Genomic DNA, 18,145 nt, shown 5'->3' on the forward strand with positions numbered 1-18,145 from the left:
TAAAATCCTCCTTGAATATGCATTCATTATAGCACAAATTCTACACATTTCCATAACTTCTCAAAACTTTTTTAAATCGCTTATATATAAACCTTTCAATCCCTCTCAAACGCTTATATTCCAAGGATTTCTTGTGATTTTTTTCATTATAAATTATGCCCATTAAATAATCAAAAAAGAGCATCCCAATAGATGCTCCTAAGCGATTTCCTGATAGCTGCCTGTTAACTTCGCAATAATGATAAATCGATATGTTGAAAGGCTATAGAAGCCCTGATTTTTCATATCACGTAAGGCTTGTGTATAGAATTGGAGAAACTTTTCACGTTCCTGTATTAATTCAGGGACAACTTTCTTCAAGTATGTATCAAGCTGATTAAGGTTTCTGAAATGTAAATAACCATAGTCCTCATAAGCCTCAAGAATCGTAAAGCCAGCATTGATTAAGGATTGCTTGGCTGTTTCGATATTCCATTGACTACGAAGGGCAAGAGGCATATACATATTGAGGAATTCTTTGAGATTCTCGCTGCCATTCTGATTTAAGACGAAGATTCCACCTGGTTTCAAGACACGGGCAACCTCTCCTTTATCATATGTTGAGTACTCATTTAGGAATAAATCAATATGATTGTCCTTGAAAGGAAGTCCTTTCTCATTTGTAAGACTAGTAACCTTGATGGGTAAGCCTTCAAGATTCTGTTCAACTTGATGCTGGTCAAAGAAGGGCTCAACATCAAAAGTAACTTCTGGATAATCCTTAAAGCTCTTGACATAATCTCCACCATCAATGGACATGAAGGCAAGATGGTCCGTGGGCTTGAGGTATTTTTTGGTAAGTTCTGTTTCATTGTATGTTGGCATGGATTTCTCACAGTCTTCTTCCTTGAAGTCAGCATTCTCGAAGTAGGCTTTTACATCTTCTTCTAGCTTCTCTGTTTCAACAATATATTTCTTAAAGCGAAATTTACCATAATAGAGTACAAGATACTGCACAACGGCATCAGAGACAATTCCCATGGCAATAAAGACAAGCAAATAGAGGAACCATTCTGTTGAAAACATATTTTGATTAAAGAATAGTAAATAGACAAAGAAATATACAAAGCCCATACGCGCTGAACGGTTATAGCTATAGGGTAAATTGAAAATCATAAAATAGCCTGTATTCTTTGTCTTAAGTGCTTTTCTTGCCATGAGCTCAACAGTAATAATCTGCATTACAAGAAGAATGCCAATAAGCGCAAGCAGTGAGACAAAGAGACTCATCACATTATCCATAAAATCCCTCCCTAGTTAATAGCTTTTCCTTTTAGATCATAATATTTTCTTTCATTCACAACAATGAACCCTCTTGTATCAAGTTTCACAGGTTCTTCTGTTGAGAAAATGACTTTGAAGCCATTATCAGCATCATAAACATAATTACGACCATTTCTATTTAAGATCATATAATTATTCTCATTGATATGAACAACTGCATCTTTCTTAAAGCTTGTACATTTATCTTCAAGCATTTCATCACCACTAGCACTTACAACAGTAAATGATCCATCCGCCTTATAATGGGCATAATAGCCATCACCAATATAAGCAATTCTTTGTTTTGAAGCGAGAACTTCTTTACCTTCTTCATCAAGAAGAACATATTCATGATTCTTCTTGATGGCAATAGCTGCACCTTCAACACCAAATGCCTGGGCATCAATGAAGACCTTATCAAAGGCTTTCTTGCCATTCATATCATAATATACAAAACCCTTATCCTTAATATAAGCCGGATAAAGCTTGCCTTCTAAATAAGTAACAGCTGGCTTTAACTGGACATCTTTAAGTTTATTTGTCTTTTGACCATTGACGACAAGATGTGGACCATAGACATATTGTTCATCACGTTTGAGATAATGTTCACTATCCTGATAGTAGGAATTGACTCTCACGCTTTGGCCTTTCTTGTTGATAAGATATGTACCAGTTGTATTTTCAAGAATGATATTGTCGTTGGAAAGGGAAGCTTTGGTTACTTCATGATCAACGCATTGAATCATTTTCTTCTTTGTATCGGCAACAATAGCTGCTTTATTATCTCCATCATAGAGTACAACCTGGTGATCATTACTTGCCATAATCTTATAATTACCACCTTCATCAATAGAAAGCGGCTTACTTAGCGCCTGAGACATGAAGATCTTAAGCTTATCATTGAAGACAATCACAAAGACATCTTCATTACCTAAAGTATACATAACTTCTTCTTTGCCCTTATAAAGGTCATCTTTTGTATCATAGAGAACACGGTAGATGCCTTTTTCATAAAGCACAGGAACAGCCGTCTTCTTGATGGCCACTTTCCCATTTGCCTTATAAATGGTTTTTCTTTGGGCATTCATGATTGTTGTCTGACCATATGATAATGGGACATTCTTTGTTTTGACTAAAGTACGAGGATCACGTTTGACAATAAGGGTTGTCCGATAGACTTTATCACTAATGGTTGCACTGATGATTGCTTCACCGGCTTTGTAGGCTGTAATTGTCCCTGCTTCATCAACACCAGCGACTTCAGGATAATCACTTGCCCAAGTTATATGCTGGTTCACAAGATTCTTGACTTGAATACTGCCCGTTGTCCCTTTTGTCAAAGTCATGGTATAAGGAACAGAGAGCTTTTCCTCTTTGACAATGAACTTACATTTAAGTGTTGAATCACCAGCCTGAACAGTCACAACATCCCAGCCTGGATTTAAAGCGCGCACTTCACCCTTTTCATCAACTTCAATGATATTCTTCTTGCCGGTCTTAAAGCTTAAAGCACGCTTACCGGCATTCTTGACTTTCATCTGATAACTCTTCCCAAGCATCAATGTCTTTTCATTTTCATCAAGCGTAATATGGCGGTCCTTAACTGTAACTGTTGTTGTAAAAGTCTTACCTTCAGCAGAAAGTGTAATCTTTGTCTTACCTGATTTGATAGCTGTTAGTATACCATTATCAATCTTCGCAATCTTTTCATCATCACTCTTGTAAGTGACAGGGGCATCCGCTTTCACATGTCTTATGCCTTCCTTTGTCTGTTCATCTTCAGTCAGGACAATATTTTCTTTATTGAGAGAAAGGATACGTTTCTTAACAGTTATTTTTGATTGATATTTCTTATTGTCAATTGTTGCAGTAATAGTAGCAGTCCCCTTCTTCTTAGCTGTGACTAGACCATTATTGTCCACTTCAGCTACATCCTTCTTGTTTGAACACCATGTAATAGGTGTATTAGGATCACTATTTTTTACTGATAACTGTAATGTTTCAAGTTCAGTTAAAGTCGCTTCTTTTTGACTGATGGCAACCTTGACATCAGAAACATGAACCTGGGCTTTAAGCTTACGTTTGCCCACAGTTGCTTTGATGGTTGTTGTTCCTTTCTTCAAGGCTTTCATCTTGCCATATGCATCAATGGATACAAGATCAGGATTGGCTGATTGATATGTCACTGTTGTATTCGGTTTAAGATCTTTGATTTCAACATTTGTTTCCTGTCCAACAGTTAAGTCATAGTTTTTCTTTTTCAAACGTAGATCACGTTTTTTCACCGTAACGAGTACATTTATTTTCTGACTCATGACACTTGCCGTGATTGTCACCTTGCCAGCCTTCTTAGGTGTCACCTGCCCATTTTGATCAACCAGGGCTATTCTTTTATTTCCCGATGACCATTTCACCTTTTCTCCTTCACGAACACCATTTAAGTTTATCTTAAATGGATCATCGTCTGCAAAGACTGTCTTCTTCTTGATATCAGCCGTTACTGTTGGTTCAGTTACTTCAACCTTCACCTTAAGTGTGTCATTACCTGTCTTGGCTTTGATGGTCGTTGTCCCCTTCTTTAAGGCTGTCAAATGACCATTTGCATCGATGGAAGCAATCTTGTCATCAGCACTTGACCATTTCACTTCACGATTACGATTATCTAGCACAATGATATCTTGTGCTTTACCAACATCAAGCTTGATATGATCAGTAGATAATTTCGGAGTAATGGATGTCACTGTGATGAGGGCATCAACACTTTCATCACCCACCCGTGCTGTTATTGTTGCTTTTCCTGCCTTAATGGCATTCACAACACCATTTTGATCAACTGTCACAATCTTATTATTGGATGAAGTATAAACAGGAGTGCTTGTAGCATTCTGTAAATTCAGGGTTGTTGAAGTGAGTTCTTCTAGAGTTAGCTCATTCTTTTCAAATTGTAAGTTTGAAGATGGGGTATTATAGGTTGTTAGTAAGGTATTTGTGCCAGTGATATATTTATTATTGATGGTTTCCTTACCATTATAATCAATAAAACGATATTGATCCTGTTTATTTTGTACAATATATCCCGCATTCTTAACTTCCTGATAGTTCTTATATTTGTAGTCGGTGAGCTTCTTGCCTTTTGTATTATATAATGCGTAGAGATTTCCAGCCTTATTTTTTGCCATAAATGTAATGGTTTCGCTCTTTGAGCCACTACAGCCACTTATTGCGAACGTTGCGACAAAAAGACCTGCTAAGATACGTTTCATGCGTATTTCCTCCTATATTGCCAATTATATCATAATTTAACCAAAAGAAAACCAGTCACAAAGACTGGTCAAACTATGAGAGATGTAAAGGCTTGTTATTAGATCCGGTAATATTATCGTCTTCATCAATAGCCACATAATAAATCGCATTTTCTTGTGGTTTATAATAAATATCGAGCTGCTTAAGTGATGATATCTTTAGTCCTTCAGCCTTTAATGCCTCTTTTACCGTATTCTCAACATCTTTCACATTTACATCATCTCTAAACTGAATATGAATGGATGTCTTCATGGCTAAGCCCTCCCTTTGATAATATTTTATCACAGTCAGCGCTGATCATAAAGAATATACGTATTTTTCAATAAATGTGCTTTCTTATAGAAATGGAAACAAATCAGTATTGTTATAATCGCAAGAAGCAAAGTGAATGCAAGATAGGGTATCATTGCACTTACAACATCTTGTTCAACAAGAAAATGAGGAACAAGGGGCAATGTTTCAAAGATTGATAAATGCATGGTATTCTTTGTCGAAGCTGCAAGACCATCCTTGATACTGATAGCTGTCGCAAAGACCTGACCGATAAGTAAATCAACAGCACTGATGACAACAGAACTAATGATTCCCTTCTTGTCCATGCGCTCACCAAGCCACAGATAGCCAAAGAAAGTACAAAGCCCAAGAATAATACCTGAAAGCGAGACAATAAGGCCAAGCTTATGATAATGGGCAAACATCCATGAGCCAATCAATCCCAGCAAAAGTGCTGATAATAAACCAGTATTCTTGCTTTTCTTAGGCTGATGTTCACGCTCCTGTTTTGCAAAGGACTGACGGCTGACAATCTCAATATCTTCAGCCATAAATGCAGGGTAGAGCACACCTGGTTGTTTGGTGAAACGATCAACAGTATGAATATTGAGTTCTTTTAATGTAATGACAAGATTCTTGAGAATAGCTTCAAATTCCTTCTGGTCCATTCTTCGATAATTAAGGACAATACCTAGATCATGTTCAATCAGATAGGCACGTCGAATATCATCATTATGGATATAAAGACGGTTAAGGTAATCGGCAAGAGATTTCTTGTATGTCACTGAACTCATGATAGCTAAACGATAAAAAGGCATGAAAGCGAGTATGAGAATATACTCATCAATAACGAGATAATAATAATCAGGCTTATCAGTAGGATTCAATTTTAAATTAAGAATATCCTGCTTCTTCATATTACCCCTCCTATCAAAAAAGGGAAACTTACATTTCCCTATTTTTATTAGTCGTTGACAGCAGCATTCTTTGCTCTGAATGCTCTCTTACGTTCATTTTCAGTTAAGTATCTCTTTCTTAATCTGATTGATTCTGGTGTTACTTCTACTAATTCATCTTCGTTAATATAGTCAAGACATGTTTCAAGATTCATAATTCTTGGACGCTTTAAGACTACTGTAGAGTCCTTTGTAGAAGAACGTGTATTTGTCTTTTCTTTAAGCTTAGTGACATTGACAACTAAGTCATTATCCTTAGCATGTTCACCAACAATCATACCTTCATAAACCTGGACACCTGGGCCGACAAACATCACACCACGGGCTTCGGCTGAACCAAGTGAGTAAGCTGTAGTCTGGCCGGTATCAATAGAGATTAAGACACCAAGTTTTCTTTCTCCGACAATACTATCATTGTCCATCGGACGATATTCTAAGAATGTATGGTTGATAATACCATAACCTCTTGTCATTGTGATGAAGTTTGTCATAAAGCCAATTAAGCCTCTTGAAGGAATCACATAATGAACCTTTGTCATACCATTATCAGAAGACATATCATCCATGATACCCTTTCTTAAGCCCAATGATTCAATGACCGAACCAATACAATCATCAGGTGCTTCAATTTCAAGATCTTCATATGGTTCACACTTCACACCATCAATATTCTTGATGATAACATGTGGACGAGAAACCTGTAATTCATAGCCTTCTCTTCTTAATGTTTCAATAAGGATGGACAAATGTAATTCACCACGTCCAGAAACAATCCATTCTTCTGAGTTAGGAACTCTTTCTACCTTTAATGATACATCCTTATTTGTTTCACGAAGAAGACGTTCTTCAAGTTTAGTAGCTGTGACGAACTTGCCTTCCTGTCCGGCAAAAGGTGATGTATTTGTACCAAAGACCATCTGAATTGTTGGTTCATCAATATGTAATAATGGTAATGGATCAATATGCTGTGGATCACAAACCGTTTCCCCAACACCAATATCAGCTAATCCGGCAAATGCACAGATATCACCGGCATCCACTTCATCAACTTCAATACGATGTAAGCCAAGGAATGTATAGAGCTTTTGTACTCTAAATTGTGTTGTTGTACCATCAGCACGACAACATACAACATTATCATTTAAATGAATTGTACCTCTTTGAATACGACCGATACCAATACGTCCTACATAGTCATTGTAGTCAAGTAAGGCAGGCTGTAACTGTAAGCCATCTTCAACATCGACAATTGGGGCTGGAATTTCATTGACAATCATATCAAATAAGTTATCCATTGTAGGTTCCTGTGTTGCTGGATCTGGATCTAGTGAAGATGTACCATTTAAGGCTGAGACATAACATGTTGGGAAGTCTAACTGATCATCATCAGCACCAAGTTCCATGAATAATTCAAGAACTTCATCCATAACTTCATCAATACGTGTCACTGGACGGTCAACCTTATTAATGACAACGATTGGCTTAACATGAGCTTCTAAGGCTTTCTTTAAGACGAAACGTGTCTGTGGCATTGTACCTTCATAAGCATCAACAAGAAGTACGCATCCATCCACCATGTGCATGATACGTTCTACTTCACCACCAAAGTCTGCATGGCCTGGTGTATCTAAGATATTGATTTTATAATCTTTATAATGAATTGCGGTTGTCTTAGCTAAGATTGTAATGCCTCTCTCTCTTTCTAGGTCATTACTATCCATTGCTCTTTCAGCAATTTCTTCATGGGCTTCAAGTGTCTTTGACTGCTTTAACAGCTGGTCAACAAGTGTAGTTTTACCATGGTCAACATGGGCAATAATCGCTACATTTCTAATTTCCATATAATGTGCACCTCTTTCTAACTCGCATATTATAACACAACATTTTTCTATCACAACAAAAAAGTATCAAAAATAAACCCTTACAATCATACTTTTCTTACTTGCCAATAATCACTTCTAGATGATATTCCTCTCTAATCGTATCATTAACCTGTAAAGCTGTTGATATCTGCTCGCGAATCTTTCCTGCTGCTTTATTGTAAGTTCCTTTGACTCTTTCTTCATCTTCAACTTGTTTTTTCTGTGAAGACTGAAATTTTGAATAGTCCTTGAGCTTTGCTTTTGTAAAGACATTGGCTGATTCATCATAGATTTCTAGACTATCCTGGTTGATATGATGGGAAAGGACTTTGATTTTTCCTATATCAATCGTAATCTTTTTGTCAGAAATAGTGATTTTAGCCTGGTCAGGATGAACACCTACTTTCATCTCACCACTATAAGTCATCAGAAAATAGCCTTTTGGATTCTGGTTTTTCCAGTTCTCTACACCAAGACTGTCATCAAAGCGTCCTACTCTAGAATAGTCATATGCGATAGAAGATATTTCTTCTAAGGAACTCAGCGTACTCTTGAGACTCTGCTTTGTGATGGCATGTTGATCTTGAATGCGATAGAATGTGCCCGCAATAAAGACCAACATAACAACAATACCAATAATCACAATACTGATGATAAAGTTATTCTTTTTTGAATGCATGTTGCACCTCCATTACCCATATTATGCACTTGAATAGATGCCTTTTAAAGAATACAAAGAAAAAAAGGCCATTTTCATGACCTATTTCTTAATCATCTGTATTGCGATACAACCTGGACCACCATGTGTCACAAAGACCGGCGTCAGTTCATGAATTACAATTTCTGTTTGTGGGAATGCATTCCTTAAGACTTCTGCATAACCCTTCGCCTTCATTAATGCTCCAGCATGTGTGACATAAAGAATCGCATGCTCATCAACGCCCATCTCCTTATAGCACTTGATGATTGTCTTTAATGCGCCACTTTCTGTTTTCTTGATGGCATATTTATCAAGTTTCTTGCCATCATCACTTAATTCCAAGACTGCTGTAATCTTAAGCAAACCACCTAGCTTTGCCGCTAATGGTGAAAGGCGTCCACCTCTTTTTAAGAATTCAAAGTCAGTTGGTATCAAAAAGCTTTTTGTATATTGAATCTTATCATTGATGGTATTAATGATTTCTTTTGTTGTAGCACCATCTTTTTGTAATCTTAAAGCTACATCAACTAAATGACGATGAGGACCACAAAGTGTTCTTGTATTGATGATATGAATATGTTCAGGATGTTCAAGCTGGTTTTTTGCGAGAACTGTGGATGCATAAGTTCCTGATAGACCTTCACTCATCGTAAAGACAAGACAATCTTCATTTTGATAATGTTCTAAAACTTCTACTGTATGACCAACACTTGGTTGTGATGATTGAGGCAAAGCACCTGCTTCAATTTTCTGAATAAGTTCATCAGCTGTCATATCGACTAATTCTGTATATGTCTCATTATTAATTGTGACATGTAAAGGTAATACTTCAATGCCTAATGCCTGACCTTCCTGTGGGGAATATAATGCGCTTGTATCCGTAATAATCTTCATTCCATATCATCTCCTACTTCAACATTAATACTTCTAGTTACAAGTGTCAACACATTTAGTATTTAATACTAGATTATTTGACTTAGTTTATCTATTGGTGTATTCTTCATATTGAGGTGATATCTTATGGATGCACAGTATAATCAAGTTCATATTTTGCGCTGGCAGGAGCTGCCGGATTTTGATCTCTATATGGATCAGGTTATTGGATTAATTGAAAAAAGTTTATCATTCTTAAAACTCAATGAAGATGACAAAGTTGTCACGTCAACAATGATTAATAATTATGTCAAAGCAAAACTTGTCACTCCTCCCATAAAAAAGAAATATAGCCGTGAACATGTTGCCTATTTCACAGTCATTTGTTTTCTTAAGAGAGTATTCTCACTTGATGAGATATCTACACTTCTTAAGATTCAGTTTGAAAATGTACCCCTTGATGAATCTTATAATATCTTTTGTGAAGTATTGGAAGAGTTGCTTTTAAATGAAGATATTTCTGATGATACAAAGGTGATAGATGGACATATTGGTGACTTGTTTTTAAAAGTCATGCGTGCCTGCGTCTATGCAATACGTGCTTCACGCATCATTAGCGAAGCAGCTAGAAAAAAACAAGATAATGAGAAAAAAGGTTAAGCTTTTTTCTGGTGATATTCAATAAAGCCTAGTACTCAAATTGATGAGAACTAGGCTTTTTAGATGGTGTTTAACACTTCATTGCCAAAGAACTAGAACGACGATTACCTTTCTTCATTCGAAAAACAATTATTTTTCCTCTCCTTAGTTTATTCACCATTTATTTCTTGTTTATTAAGAAAAGCTTCATTATGAAAATCTTTGATGTCTTCTATGTCTTCGATAAATTCTTTTAAATTCCTAATATCCTTATTAAACAAATCTTTAAAAATGGAAGAACAGGAAAATATTAATGCAACAATCATTATACAGAAAATAAATATCAAGAATGCACCATAGATTAAATCCATAAGTTTTGCGTCATCAAATATTTTTTGTAGCAACAAAGTAAACATTGGAAGAAGTATATAAGTTGTCATACTCCCAAATGATACTTTGAAATCTTTCCATATATCATAGGCTTTTTGTTCTTTTGTTGCTCGTTCTATTAAACGGTCCAATTGATTATCATCACTGATATCAATATGAAATTCATTTAATAGCTTTATCATCTGTTTCATTCGCTCTTTAGAGTTATTTTCTTTAATAAGTCTTTCCTGTTCTTCTGGCTGATGTCTTTTTATTGCGAAGATGATAATCCAAAAAAGTATAATTGCAAACGTCCCAATTGATCCTATTTTATTGTTTAAAAAAGAGAAAACAGCGAAAAGCGATGCATCTGAAATCAACACTATTAGAAAAATTTTCTCATAAAGATGCAGGTCTTTGAATTTTCCACGATAAGGTCTCATTATCTCTTTCTGATATTTCATATATAACAAATTAAACATAATCTCACCTTCCATTAGATAGTCCAGAATCTAGTTTTTTAGAATGTAATACTTTAATTCTCCCACAACATTCTTTGCACAAAGCTTTTATATTACTATAACAATGAATTACTATGTTTATTTATCAGTTCAAGAAGCTACACGCCAATTAGATATAAGAAGGACGGAATATTCCACTAAATGGCATTCCGTCCTCTAAATTCCAAGCTACTCAGTAATACAAAAGGAACCAAAGCATACACTTTATATAAATATATTTTATGACTTATCCTTTTTTGTGTAAGCATGCTGTGTGATTTCATGCATGATTCTAAAGAGTTGTTCTTTGTTTTTTGTACGGAAGAGGAAGATATGGTCGCTCATTGCTTCAGCAAGTGCAGCATCCACATCATCTTCCAAGGCAATAAACTGGCCATAACGCTTGATGATTTGTTCATTACTTAAGGCATACTGAACATCATTACGTCTGCCCGCATAGCCAACCCAATACTGTCTATTGATATCATAGAAACACTGATCATATAAAATCATATCAGCCCAGATTGTATAGACATCAACATCATAAGCTAAATTCATCATATCAGGAATATAGGCACCCGGTGCTCTCATATTGACTTCTAATCCAACAAGATTGCCCTTTCTTCCTAAATAATCTTTATCTTCTGTCAAACGAATGAATTCGAAATGGAAGAAACGACTCTTTGTGCCAAATGCTTTAACTGTTCTCTCCCCAATATCATAGATATCGGATGCAAAGACCGGCTGCTGATAGAAGGTTGTATCAAGATGCTCATTAACCATATCCATGACAGGATCACACATGACATGGGATGTTGACATGAGAATATTGCCCTGACTGTCAGTAATGCCTTCAAATGTTTCAACATTGCCTGGTACATAGTCTTCGACAATAAACTGTGTTTCTTGATCAAGTGTTTGATAAATATTTCTAAAATCATCATCACTTGTCAGCTTGTAAGTACAGCTTGCCCCCATACCGTCATCAGGCTTGACAATCACGGGATAGCCAACTTCCCTAGCGAAAGCTAGTCCTGTCTCTAAGCTATCTAAATAGGCATACTTGGCAACAGGTATTCCTGCTCTTTGATAAACATCTTTCATCTTTGACTTATGACGTAACTGATCCATGTCTTCGAGTTTTGGTCCAGTTGTGACATTGAAGTCTGTACGTAAATGTGCCTCAAGATAGAGCCAGTATTCATTCTCTGATTCAATCCAGTCAATCTTGCCATACTTAGCTGTATAGAAACCTACGGCACGATAGACATCTTCATAGTCCTGGAGATCAGGAACGTAATAGTATTCGTCAAGAGCGTTCTTAGTATTATCATCAACACCATCATATGGTGTGTCACCAATACCTAGTACGCGTGCCCCTCTTTCTTTAAGACGCAGGCAGAAATTATAGTAATAATGTGGAAACTGCGGTGAAATGAAAATGACATTCATTGAGAAACCTCCTAGATGACTCTCTCAAAGAAATAAGGTAACTGTACACGCCACCATGGCCAGTCATGGTTGACATCATAGCCCCAGAAATCAATCCAGGCAGGAATATTTTTTGCTTCTAAGAGTTCTTTCATACGACCTGTTGAACGCACCATATCATCTTCCCAGGCTCCCTGACCACAACATAGAACAATACGGCATCTTCTATATTTGTCGACAAATGGGTGGTCGTAGCTCATGCCCTGAAGATATTCTACTGGTGAATTACGATAAGTAATATCGTTGTGGAAATCACCAAAGAAAAGATCACTGTCATAATAACCTGATAAAGCGACACAGCCCTTGAAGATATCTGGCGCTCTAAACATGAAGTTAGCGGCATGGGCTGCTCCCATCGAACATCCTGTGGTAATAATGCCATCGGCATATCGTCCATCTTTCTTATTGATTTCAAAGATTCTTGGAACTAATTCATTGACAATATAATAATAGAATTGTTCAACGATATGTGTACGCTGCTCATATGTTTCACCCGGCTGACCAGTCCAGCCTTCTCTATCCATTGAATCACAACAGAACATCTGAATTCTACCAGCATTAATTAAATGCGCAACAGATTCAATCATGCCCTGGTTTTCAAAGTCATAGAAACGCCCATCCTGGCTAGGAAAAACTAAAACCGGTTCAGCTCCTTCTTCACCATAAACCTTAAATTCCATGTCTCTTTCAAGACACTGACTATACTCTTTAAAATATTGTGTTTTCATAAGCATCCTCCATTAACCTAATACAAATTCAATAAATGCATTCACTTCATCCATTGTTTCGAAACGTGCTGTATACATGTCATTACCCATATCATCACTCAAGATATCTGGCATTCTTTCTATCATCACGAGATCATGATGATATCTTTTCTTGATTTCTTCATCCGTATGTTTATAGGCAATCTCGTCACGTCTACCTGTATAGACACAATGGTATGGTCTCCTATTTCTATTATAGTGACTTTCTCCAGTTGTGACCATATCTGCATAAATATCATAAACATTTATGTCATTAGCCCAGTTCATCATATCAGGTGTATAACCCCCTGGCATACGCATATTGACTTCCAAGCCGACAACATCACCTTTGTTGGCAAGGCCTGGTTTGTCTTTTGTCAGTCTGAAGAACTCCATGTGGAAACAACGGCCATTGACCGGAAAGGCTTTGACTGCTTCTTCCCCATAGTGTTTTAAGTCTTCTGGTATTTCTCGTTGTGAATAATAAACAAATGATTTATTTGATGTCACAACATCTAATAATGGATCTGGAAAGACATGACTTGTTTCAAAGATAATGTCATGGTTTTGTGAAGCAATGCCATCAAACGACTCAATAACCCCTTCTACAAACTCTTCCATAATATACTGTACATCGGATTTATGTTCAAAGAAGTCCACAAGTTCTTCTTCATTATTAATCTTATGTGTATCCTGAGCACCCATGCCACTATCAGGCTTGGCAATAACAGGATAAGCCACTTCATCGATAAAGGCTTTCGCTTCATCAATTGTTGTGACGAGAATATAACGGGCTGTAGGAATATGTGCCTTGGCATAATAATCCTTCATTCTTGATTTGTGTTTGACATCTTCAATAATGTCATTCTGTAAGCCAGTTGTAATATTGAAATCTGTACGCAAGCGCGCATCACTTTCCAGCCAGTATTCATTATTGCTTTCAAGATAATCAATGCGGCCATAATGAAAAATAAAATATCCCATTGCTTTCACTAAGGCATCATAGTCTTCAAGCGTATCAACATAATAATATTCCTTAAATGAATGTTTAACTTCTTCACTCAGTTCATCATATGGTACATCCCCAATCGCAAGAACATTAACCCCCTGCTCCTGCAAGCTTTCACAAAAATGATAATATGTTTTTGGAAAGCCAGGTGAAATAAACACAAAATTCATTTCCTTATCCCCCTTTTGGTTTGTAGTATAGCATTTTTTGTATCAATGCACTAATGTTTTATTATATTTCTAACTCAACATTCAATATTTATGATAATACGAATACTTTCATCAATTTTATACTTATCCAGACAAAAGACTAGAGACACTATACTGTCTCTAGTCTTTTAATGAGGTCTTGAATTTCATAAAAGTAACCGACATCACCAACACAAAATAATCATCTAACAGCTCTCTAAGACGGCTTGCTGCTTCTTCTTTTAGTTCACGGCTGTCCTTTTTCGTAAGGATCTTACCTAGACGTGACAAAGCGCCTTTCTTAGAAGAGGTTTGAAGAAGCGTTGTCACATCCCCAATGGCTAATGTCTGGTAGGGATGATAGGCTTGAATGAATTGTTGATAACTTACATCCTGTCCCAATGTTGAAAAGTCTGTTTGATGATTGAGGCTTTGAGCGATATTACAATAAAGATTTAATATCGCAAAGCATGAACCATAGATATCATCATAGCTAATTTCAAAATGTGAATAGTTATTCTCATAGCGATCAATCTTTTCAACAAGATTATGGGCAAAGCGCGCAAAGGAAGGTGAATAGCCATGTTCAGTTCTCTTCGCAAATTCCTCAAAATGCGCATTAAGCTTTAAGGCTTCAAAAATAATCTTGTCTTCAAACATATCATTGGTCAGACGATTTATATCCTCTAAATCATGAGCAACACGCATAAGCAGAACCTTCTTGCTCAGAGATATGCATTCTTCACTTTGAGCACTCCAGACTGGAAACATCACATCATCCATCTCACCGACAAGCACATCACAATATAAATCATAATTCATAACTTATTCCTACTTTGTCATATACTTGGCAAGAATATGCACAACTTCTTCAACTGGCATTTCTGTGATTTGTGAAATTTCTTTATTTGTCATGCCTCTTTCGCTTAAATGACAAATAATGCGTTGGATCTTTTTCTCATAGCTTGTGAGAATTGTTTCCAATTCATCATTTTCCTGTTCTTCAACCTGCGCTCTTAGTTTCTTATATGCATATTCATGTTTCTTCATTTCTTTATGACGATGCGCTCTTGCTTCCATGAATTCTCTTGTAAACTTTTCTAAATTCTCATTCATATGATTCACCCACCTTTATTGTACAAAAAAGCCAAAGAAAATTTAATCAAAATGAAAAAATAGGCACAAAAATGTACCTATGAATAAAATGCCATTTTAGTAATCTTATTATTGGTAATAGTGAAATCAATCCCTGGTGCACTCTTAGCATCTTTGAAGAAATCAGCTTTCTTCATTTCAATATCTTTTTCACCATAAAAATAGAACTTAACCTGATCATCAAACATAAATGTACGACTTGCATCATCAAAACGTGCTTCTACTTCTTCCCCATCGGCACTCATTTCTACAAAGCTACCCTTAATTGTAATATACTGATCCCCAACAAGAGTCATATCAGTAATCTGACCAACTTCTAATCCCGCATGAGTACTTGATGAATAAGTTCCATCCTTTATCGAAAAGACTTTGACACTTTGTGATGGCTGTGTGTTTGTCTCTTTCTCTTTTGTGACTGTTGCTGGTTTCTGTTCATCATCTTTGACAATCTGTTTCTTGATTTCTTCTTTCGCCTTATTCTCTTCCTTCTTTTGTTTCTTTTCCTTTGTCTTACTCACGATTTGCGGTGCCTTTGTCACATTATTCTTCGTCATATAGAAATAACTAGCGCCACATATCAAAGCTAATAATACAATTATCATAAGTATCTTCTTTTTCATATCAATACCTGCTTTCATGACCTATTTCTACCACTAACAATACCAATAGAACCATCAATATGCAAGAACCTAACTATACAAAAAGCAGTTATCCCGCTAAAGGCGAATAAGTAGAATAGTTGGCAGGATAGCTGTTATTGGTAGGAAGTATGATGCCCTACCCTATGGATGCGGGAATATGCTATGCATTATTCCTATGAAAATTTTATCACTTTTATCACAAATATAAAGCCCTTTGTGAACGTTTTCCTATATTTGATATAAATTCAACACATTATCATGAAGAATTGGAAAAAAGCAAGGAAATCCGTTTGAAAAGAGTGTACAAAAAAGAATTTATCAGTATAATAATTAATGTCTCAATTCCCAAATACACGCAAACATGAGACGCGATACCTAGCTATTTAGCTAGGTTTTCGTTTGCACTTTTTATCATATAAATTTGAGTCATTTTTAAAGACAAATGTGTACAAGCTGATTGCTTGTTTTCTTTTATCATTCATTGTTTAATGGAGAATATGAAGGAGTGAAATTATGGATCAGTCAATATTACAATATGTTGTTGAGAAAAATGGATATAAGAGCTTAGATATACGCCTGTTTTTAAAAGCACATGGTCCTTTACTATATGAACATAACATTTATACCAATCTCATCATGCTTGTTGCTCTCTTTGATCAATATGAATCAAATAATATCCATCTTGTCTATATACCACAAGCCTCCCTCTATAAGCCTGCTCGCTTTCACTATTGTCCCGATAGCCAGCTTTCCAAAGAAAAACAATATGCCCAATATCTTTCCAAAGAGAAAACAAGGGAAACGAACACTCTTGAACGCATCCAGCAAGATAATATCGATACACTCACTCAATATCGTATTATCAAAGATGCCTACCTTATTCAAAAAAGAAATGCCCACACAAATTTCAAAGAAGAGCTCTACGCTCTTAATGAAGAACTCTATCCAAATGGACATGGCTGTATCAGTCAATATTATCTTCAACTCACAAGGGATCTTGATATCCTTGCACGTTTAAATGAACAAGGCATCTATGAACGTGTTGATGCTCTCAACGATGGTCTTTTAGGCTTACTTGATGCCGTTGAAACATATCCGATTGCTTCAGGGGTGGATTTTGTGAAATATGCCGAGAGCTATATGCGTGATCGCATTACCCATGGTGCTCTTGAAGCAAGCAATCCTGAACTACCTGGAGGCAAGCTTTCCCCTTATTACTATCAGATTATGAAGCTACATGATAAGTATATGCTGGAGGGTTATGAGGAAGATGTCATATTACGTATGATTTATAAAGATATCAACACACAAAAAGAAATCATTACCACACCAATGATTGAACAGGCATTAGCTTATCGCTATCGTTATGAAAAGCCAAGAAGTTAAGAAGTAGAGGAACTAAATCCCTTCATGAGCATGGAGACTTTTAGAAAAACACATCTCTATGACCACTTGCGTCCCTATTTCCGTTTTAATCTTCATAAACAATTTGTCCGTATCTTTGAACGTCTTGATCACCAAAAGAAAGAACTTGTCATTTTCCTCTATGATCTCAACGATACAAGAAAGGATCGTATTGAAGAACTGACAAAAGATACACTCTCTGTTAAAGCTTATCAAAAAGCTATTGATCAAGCTGATCATGAATATTCAATGACATTAAGAAAAGATATGTTTGCATCTACATATCATATTAGAGATATTAATGAACTTGAAGAAGAAGCTTATGATGATATATTGGAGATTGGCGGACAGAGGCTTGTTGAAACATATGATGAATTTATCAACAATTATATAAAAGTTACACTAATTGACTAAAGGGTGGACATTTGTCCACCCTTTACAGACTGTTGACGATTAACCACATCGTTGGCGGTCTTTTTTTATAGATTGATATATTTTATGATTCATCCTCTTTTTTCTGAATATATTTCTCCAGATAATAAAAAAATCGGGTCTAGATCCTTCTATCCTATCCCCATCGCCTTTAACGTTTCCTCATTTTGATGCTCAAAGCAGGAATTTTGGGCGCAATGCGCCTCCTGCATCCTTCCAAGGTATGTGCATAACTTCTTGAGATTCATTCCTGTGAATATCAACATAAGATTATCATACACTCTTTCGAATCCTGTATATAG

17 protein-coding genes are annotated in these 18,145 nt (G+C 36.1%); 3 read left to right on the forward strand and 14 right to left on the reverse strand.

Annotated elements, in window-relative coordinates; genetic code table 11:
* Positions 1 to 198: 198 nt before the first annotated feature.
* The 7 genes from T529_RS0106215 to T529_RS0106245 all read right to left on the reverse strand — a co-directional run bounded on the left by T529_RS0106215 (position 199) and on the right by T529_RS0106245 (position 9,290).
* Positions 199 to 1,281, reverse strand: coding sequence for a class I SAM-dependent methyltransferase (locus T529_RS0106215; protein WP_051646882.1), 1,083 nt, complete (start codon positions 1,279 to 1,281; stop codon positions 199 to 201).
* A gap of 11 nt (positions 1,282 to 1,292) precedes the next feature.
* Positions 1,293 to 4,565: an Ig-like domain-containing protein gene (locus T529_RS0106220; protein WP_033162754.1), complete on the reverse strand. Its 3,273-nt coding sequence runs from the start codon at positions 4,563 to 4,565 to the stop codon at positions 1,293 to 1,295.
* A 73-nt stretch (positions 4,566 to 4,638) separates the two neighbouring features.
* Positions 4,639 to 4,857, reverse strand: coding sequence for a DUF6465 family protein (locus tag T529_RS0106225; protein ID WP_033162755.1), 219 nt, complete (start codon positions 4,855 to 4,857; stop codon positions 4,639 to 4,641).
* A gap of 35 nt (positions 4,858 to 4,892) precedes the next feature.
* Entirely contained in the window at positions 4,893 to 5,795 is a 903-nt protein-coding gene (locus tag T529_RS12555) for a hypothetical protein (protein ID WP_051646883.1), read from the reverse strand.
* 47 nt (positions 5,796 to 5,842) lie between these two features.
* Positions 5,843 to 7,675, reverse strand: coding sequence for a translational GTPase TypA (gene typA, locus T529_RS0106235; RefSeq protein ID WP_033162756.1), 1,833 nt, complete (start codon positions 7,673 to 7,675; stop codon positions 5,843 to 5,845).
* 97 nt (positions 7,676 to 7,772) lie between these two features.
* Positions 7,773 to 8,375: a DUF4230 domain-containing protein gene (locus T529_RS0106240; protein WP_033162757.1), complete on the reverse strand. Its 603-nt coding sequence runs from the start codon at positions 8,373 to 8,375 to the stop codon at positions 7,773 to 7,775.
* Positions 8,376 to 8,456: 81 nt separating this feature from the next.
* The gene (locus T529_RS0106245) at positions 8,457 to 9,290 is read right to left on the reverse strand and encodes a DegV family protein (protein WP_033162758.1); all 834 of its coding nucleotides are present in this window, start codon (positions 9,288 to 9,290) and stop codon (positions 8,457 to 8,459) included.
* A gap of 126 nt (positions 9,291 to 9,416) precedes the next feature.
* Here T529_RS0106245 and T529_RS0106250 point away from each other — a divergent pair, with 126 nt between their 5' ends.
* A complete protein-coding gene (locus tag T529_RS0106250; RefSeq protein WP_051646884.1) occupies positions 9,417 to 9,929 on the forward strand; it encodes a DUF1836 domain-containing protein in 513 nt (170 codons plus the stop codon).
* A 149-nt stretch (positions 9,930 to 10,078) separates the two neighbouring features.
* On the opposite strand, the gene T529_RS0106255 is transcribed toward T529_RS0106250, so the two are convergent.
* From T529_RS0106255 to T529_RS0106285, 7 genes are all read right to left on the reverse strand, one after another.
* Entirely contained in the window at positions 10,079 to 10,759 is a 681-nt protein-coding gene (locus T529_RS0106255; RefSeq protein ID WP_033162759.1) for a hypothetical protein, read from the reverse strand.
* Positions 10,760 to 11,017: 258 nt separating this feature from the next.
* Positions 11,018 to 12,229 carry an ATP-grasp domain-containing protein gene (locus T529_RS0106260; RefSeq protein WP_033162760.1) on the reverse strand — a complete coding sequence of 404 codons (1,212 nt, stop codon included), beginning with the start codon at positions 12,227 to 12,229 and terminating at the stop codon, positions 11,018 to 11,020.
* 11 nt (positions 12,230 to 12,240) lie between these two features.
* Positions 12,241 to 12,996: an esterase family protein gene (locus T529_RS0106265; protein WP_033162761.1), complete on the reverse strand. Its 756-nt coding sequence runs from the start codon at positions 12,994 to 12,996 to the stop codon at positions 12,241 to 12,243.
* Positions 12,997 to 13,008: 12 nt separating this feature from the next.
* Positions 13,009 to 14,193 (reverse strand): ATP-grasp domain-containing protein, encoded by a 1,185-nt coding sequence (locus T529_RS0106270; RefSeq protein ID WP_033162762.1) that lies wholly within the window; start codon positions 14,191 to 14,193, stop codon positions 13,009 to 13,011.
* Positions 14,194 to 14,352: 159 nt separating this feature from the next.
* Entirely contained in the window at positions 14,353 to 15,033 is a 681-nt protein-coding gene (locus T529_RS0106275) for a hypothetical protein (protein ID WP_033162763.1), read from the reverse strand.
* Positions 15,034 to 15,042: 9 nt separating this feature from the next.
* Positions 15,043 to 15,327, reverse strand: coding sequence for a hypothetical protein (locus T529_RS0106280; protein WP_033162764.1), 285 nt, complete (start codon positions 15,325 to 15,327; stop codon positions 15,043 to 15,045).
* Positions 15,328 to 15,404: 77 nt separating this feature from the next.
* The gene (locus T529_RS0106285) at positions 15,405 to 15,986 is read right to left on the reverse strand and encodes a hypothetical protein (RefSeq protein ID WP_162172992.1); all 582 of its coding nucleotides are present in this window, start codon (positions 15,984 to 15,986) and stop codon (positions 15,405 to 15,407) included.
* 534 nt (positions 15,987 to 16,520) lie between these two features.
* Between T529_RS0106285 and T529_RS0106290 the strand changes: the two genes are divergently transcribed.
* Both T529_RS0106290 and T529_RS0106295 read left to right on the forward strand, forming a co-directional pair.
* Positions 16,521 to 17,393: a hypothetical protein gene (locus tag T529_RS0106290; RefSeq protein WP_033162766.1), complete on the forward strand. Its 873-nt coding sequence runs from the start codon at positions 16,521 to 16,523 to the stop codon at positions 17,391 to 17,393.
* 24 nt (positions 17,394 to 17,417) lie between these two features.
* Complete coding sequence (locus T529_RS0106295; protein WP_033162767.1) at positions 17,418 to 17,825, forward strand: hypothetical protein; 408 nt, start codon at positions 17,418 to 17,420, stop codon at positions 17,823 to 17,825.
* The last annotated feature ends 320 nt before the right edge of the window (positions 17,826 to 18,145 follow it).

The organism is Sharpea azabuensis DSM 18934, from assembly GCF_000702165.1.
GTDB classification, from domain to species: domain Bacteria; phylum Bacillota_I; class Bacilli_A; order Erysipelotrichales; family Coprobacillaceae; genus Sharpea; species Sharpea azabuensis.

Coding starts and splice junctions, on each gene's coding strand:
- T529_RS0106270 (WP_033162762.1), bottom strand. CDS start 14,193: ATGAATTTTGTGTTTATTTCACCTGGCTTTCCAAAAACATATTATCAT.
- typA (WP_033162756.1), bottom strand. CDS start 7,675: ATGGAAATTAGAAATGTAGCGATTATTGCCCATGTTGACCATGGTAAA.
- T529_RS0106295 (WP_033162767.1), top strand. CDS start 17,418: ATGAGCATGGAGACTTTTAGAAAAACACATCTCTATGACCACTTGCGT.
- T529_RS12555 (WP_051646883.1), bottom strand. CDS start 5,795: ATGAAGAAGCAGGATATTCTTAATTTAAAATTGAATCCTACTGATAAG.
- T529_RS0106225 (WP_033162755.1), bottom strand. CDS start 4,857: ATGAAGACATCCATTCATATTCAGTTTAGAGATGATGTAAATGTGAAA.
- T529_RS0106255 (WP_033162759.1), bottom strand. CDS start 10,759: ATGTTTAATTTGTTATATATGAAATATCAGAAAGAGATAATGAGACCT.
- T529_RS0106260 (WP_033162760.1), bottom strand. CDS start 12,229: ATGAATGTCATTTTCATTTCACCGCAGTTTCCACATTATTACTATAAT.
- T529_RS0106280 (WP_033162764.1), bottom strand. CDS start 15,327: ATGAATGAGAATTTAGAAAAGTTTACAAGAGAATTCATGGAAGCAAGA.
- T529_RS0106265 (WP_033162761.1), bottom strand. CDS start 12,996: ATGAAAACACAATATTTTAAAGAGTATAGTCAGTGTCTTGAAAGAGAC.
- T529_RS0106285 (WP_162172992.1), bottom strand. CDS start 15,986: ATGAAAAAGAAGATACTTATGATAATTGTATTATTAGCTTTGATATGT.
- T529_RS0106215 (WP_051646882.1), bottom strand. CDS start 1,281: ATGGATAATGTGATGAGTCTCTTTGTCTCACTGCTTGCGCTTATTGGC.
- T529_RS0106220 (WP_033162754.1), bottom strand. CDS start 4,565: ATGAAACGTATCTTAGCAGGTCTTTTTGTCGCAACGTTCGCAATAAGT.
- T529_RS0106240 (WP_033162757.1), bottom strand. CDS start 8,375: ATGCATTCAAAAAAGAATAACTTTATCATCAGTATTGTGATTATTGGT.
- T529_RS0106290 (WP_033162766.1), top strand. CDS start 16,521: ATGGATCAGTCAATATTACAATATGTTGTTGAGAAAAATGGATATAAG.
- T529_RS0106250 (WP_051646884.1), top strand. CDS start 9,417: ATGGATGCACAGTATAATCAAGTTCATATTTTGCGCTGGCAGGAGCTG.
- T529_RS0106245 (WP_033162758.1), bottom strand. CDS start 9,290: ATGAAGATTATTACGGATACAAGCGCATTATATTCCCCACAGGAAGGT.
- T529_RS0106275 (WP_033162763.1), bottom strand. CDS start 15,033: ATGAATTATGATTTATATTGTGATGTGCTTGTCGGTGAGATGGATGAT.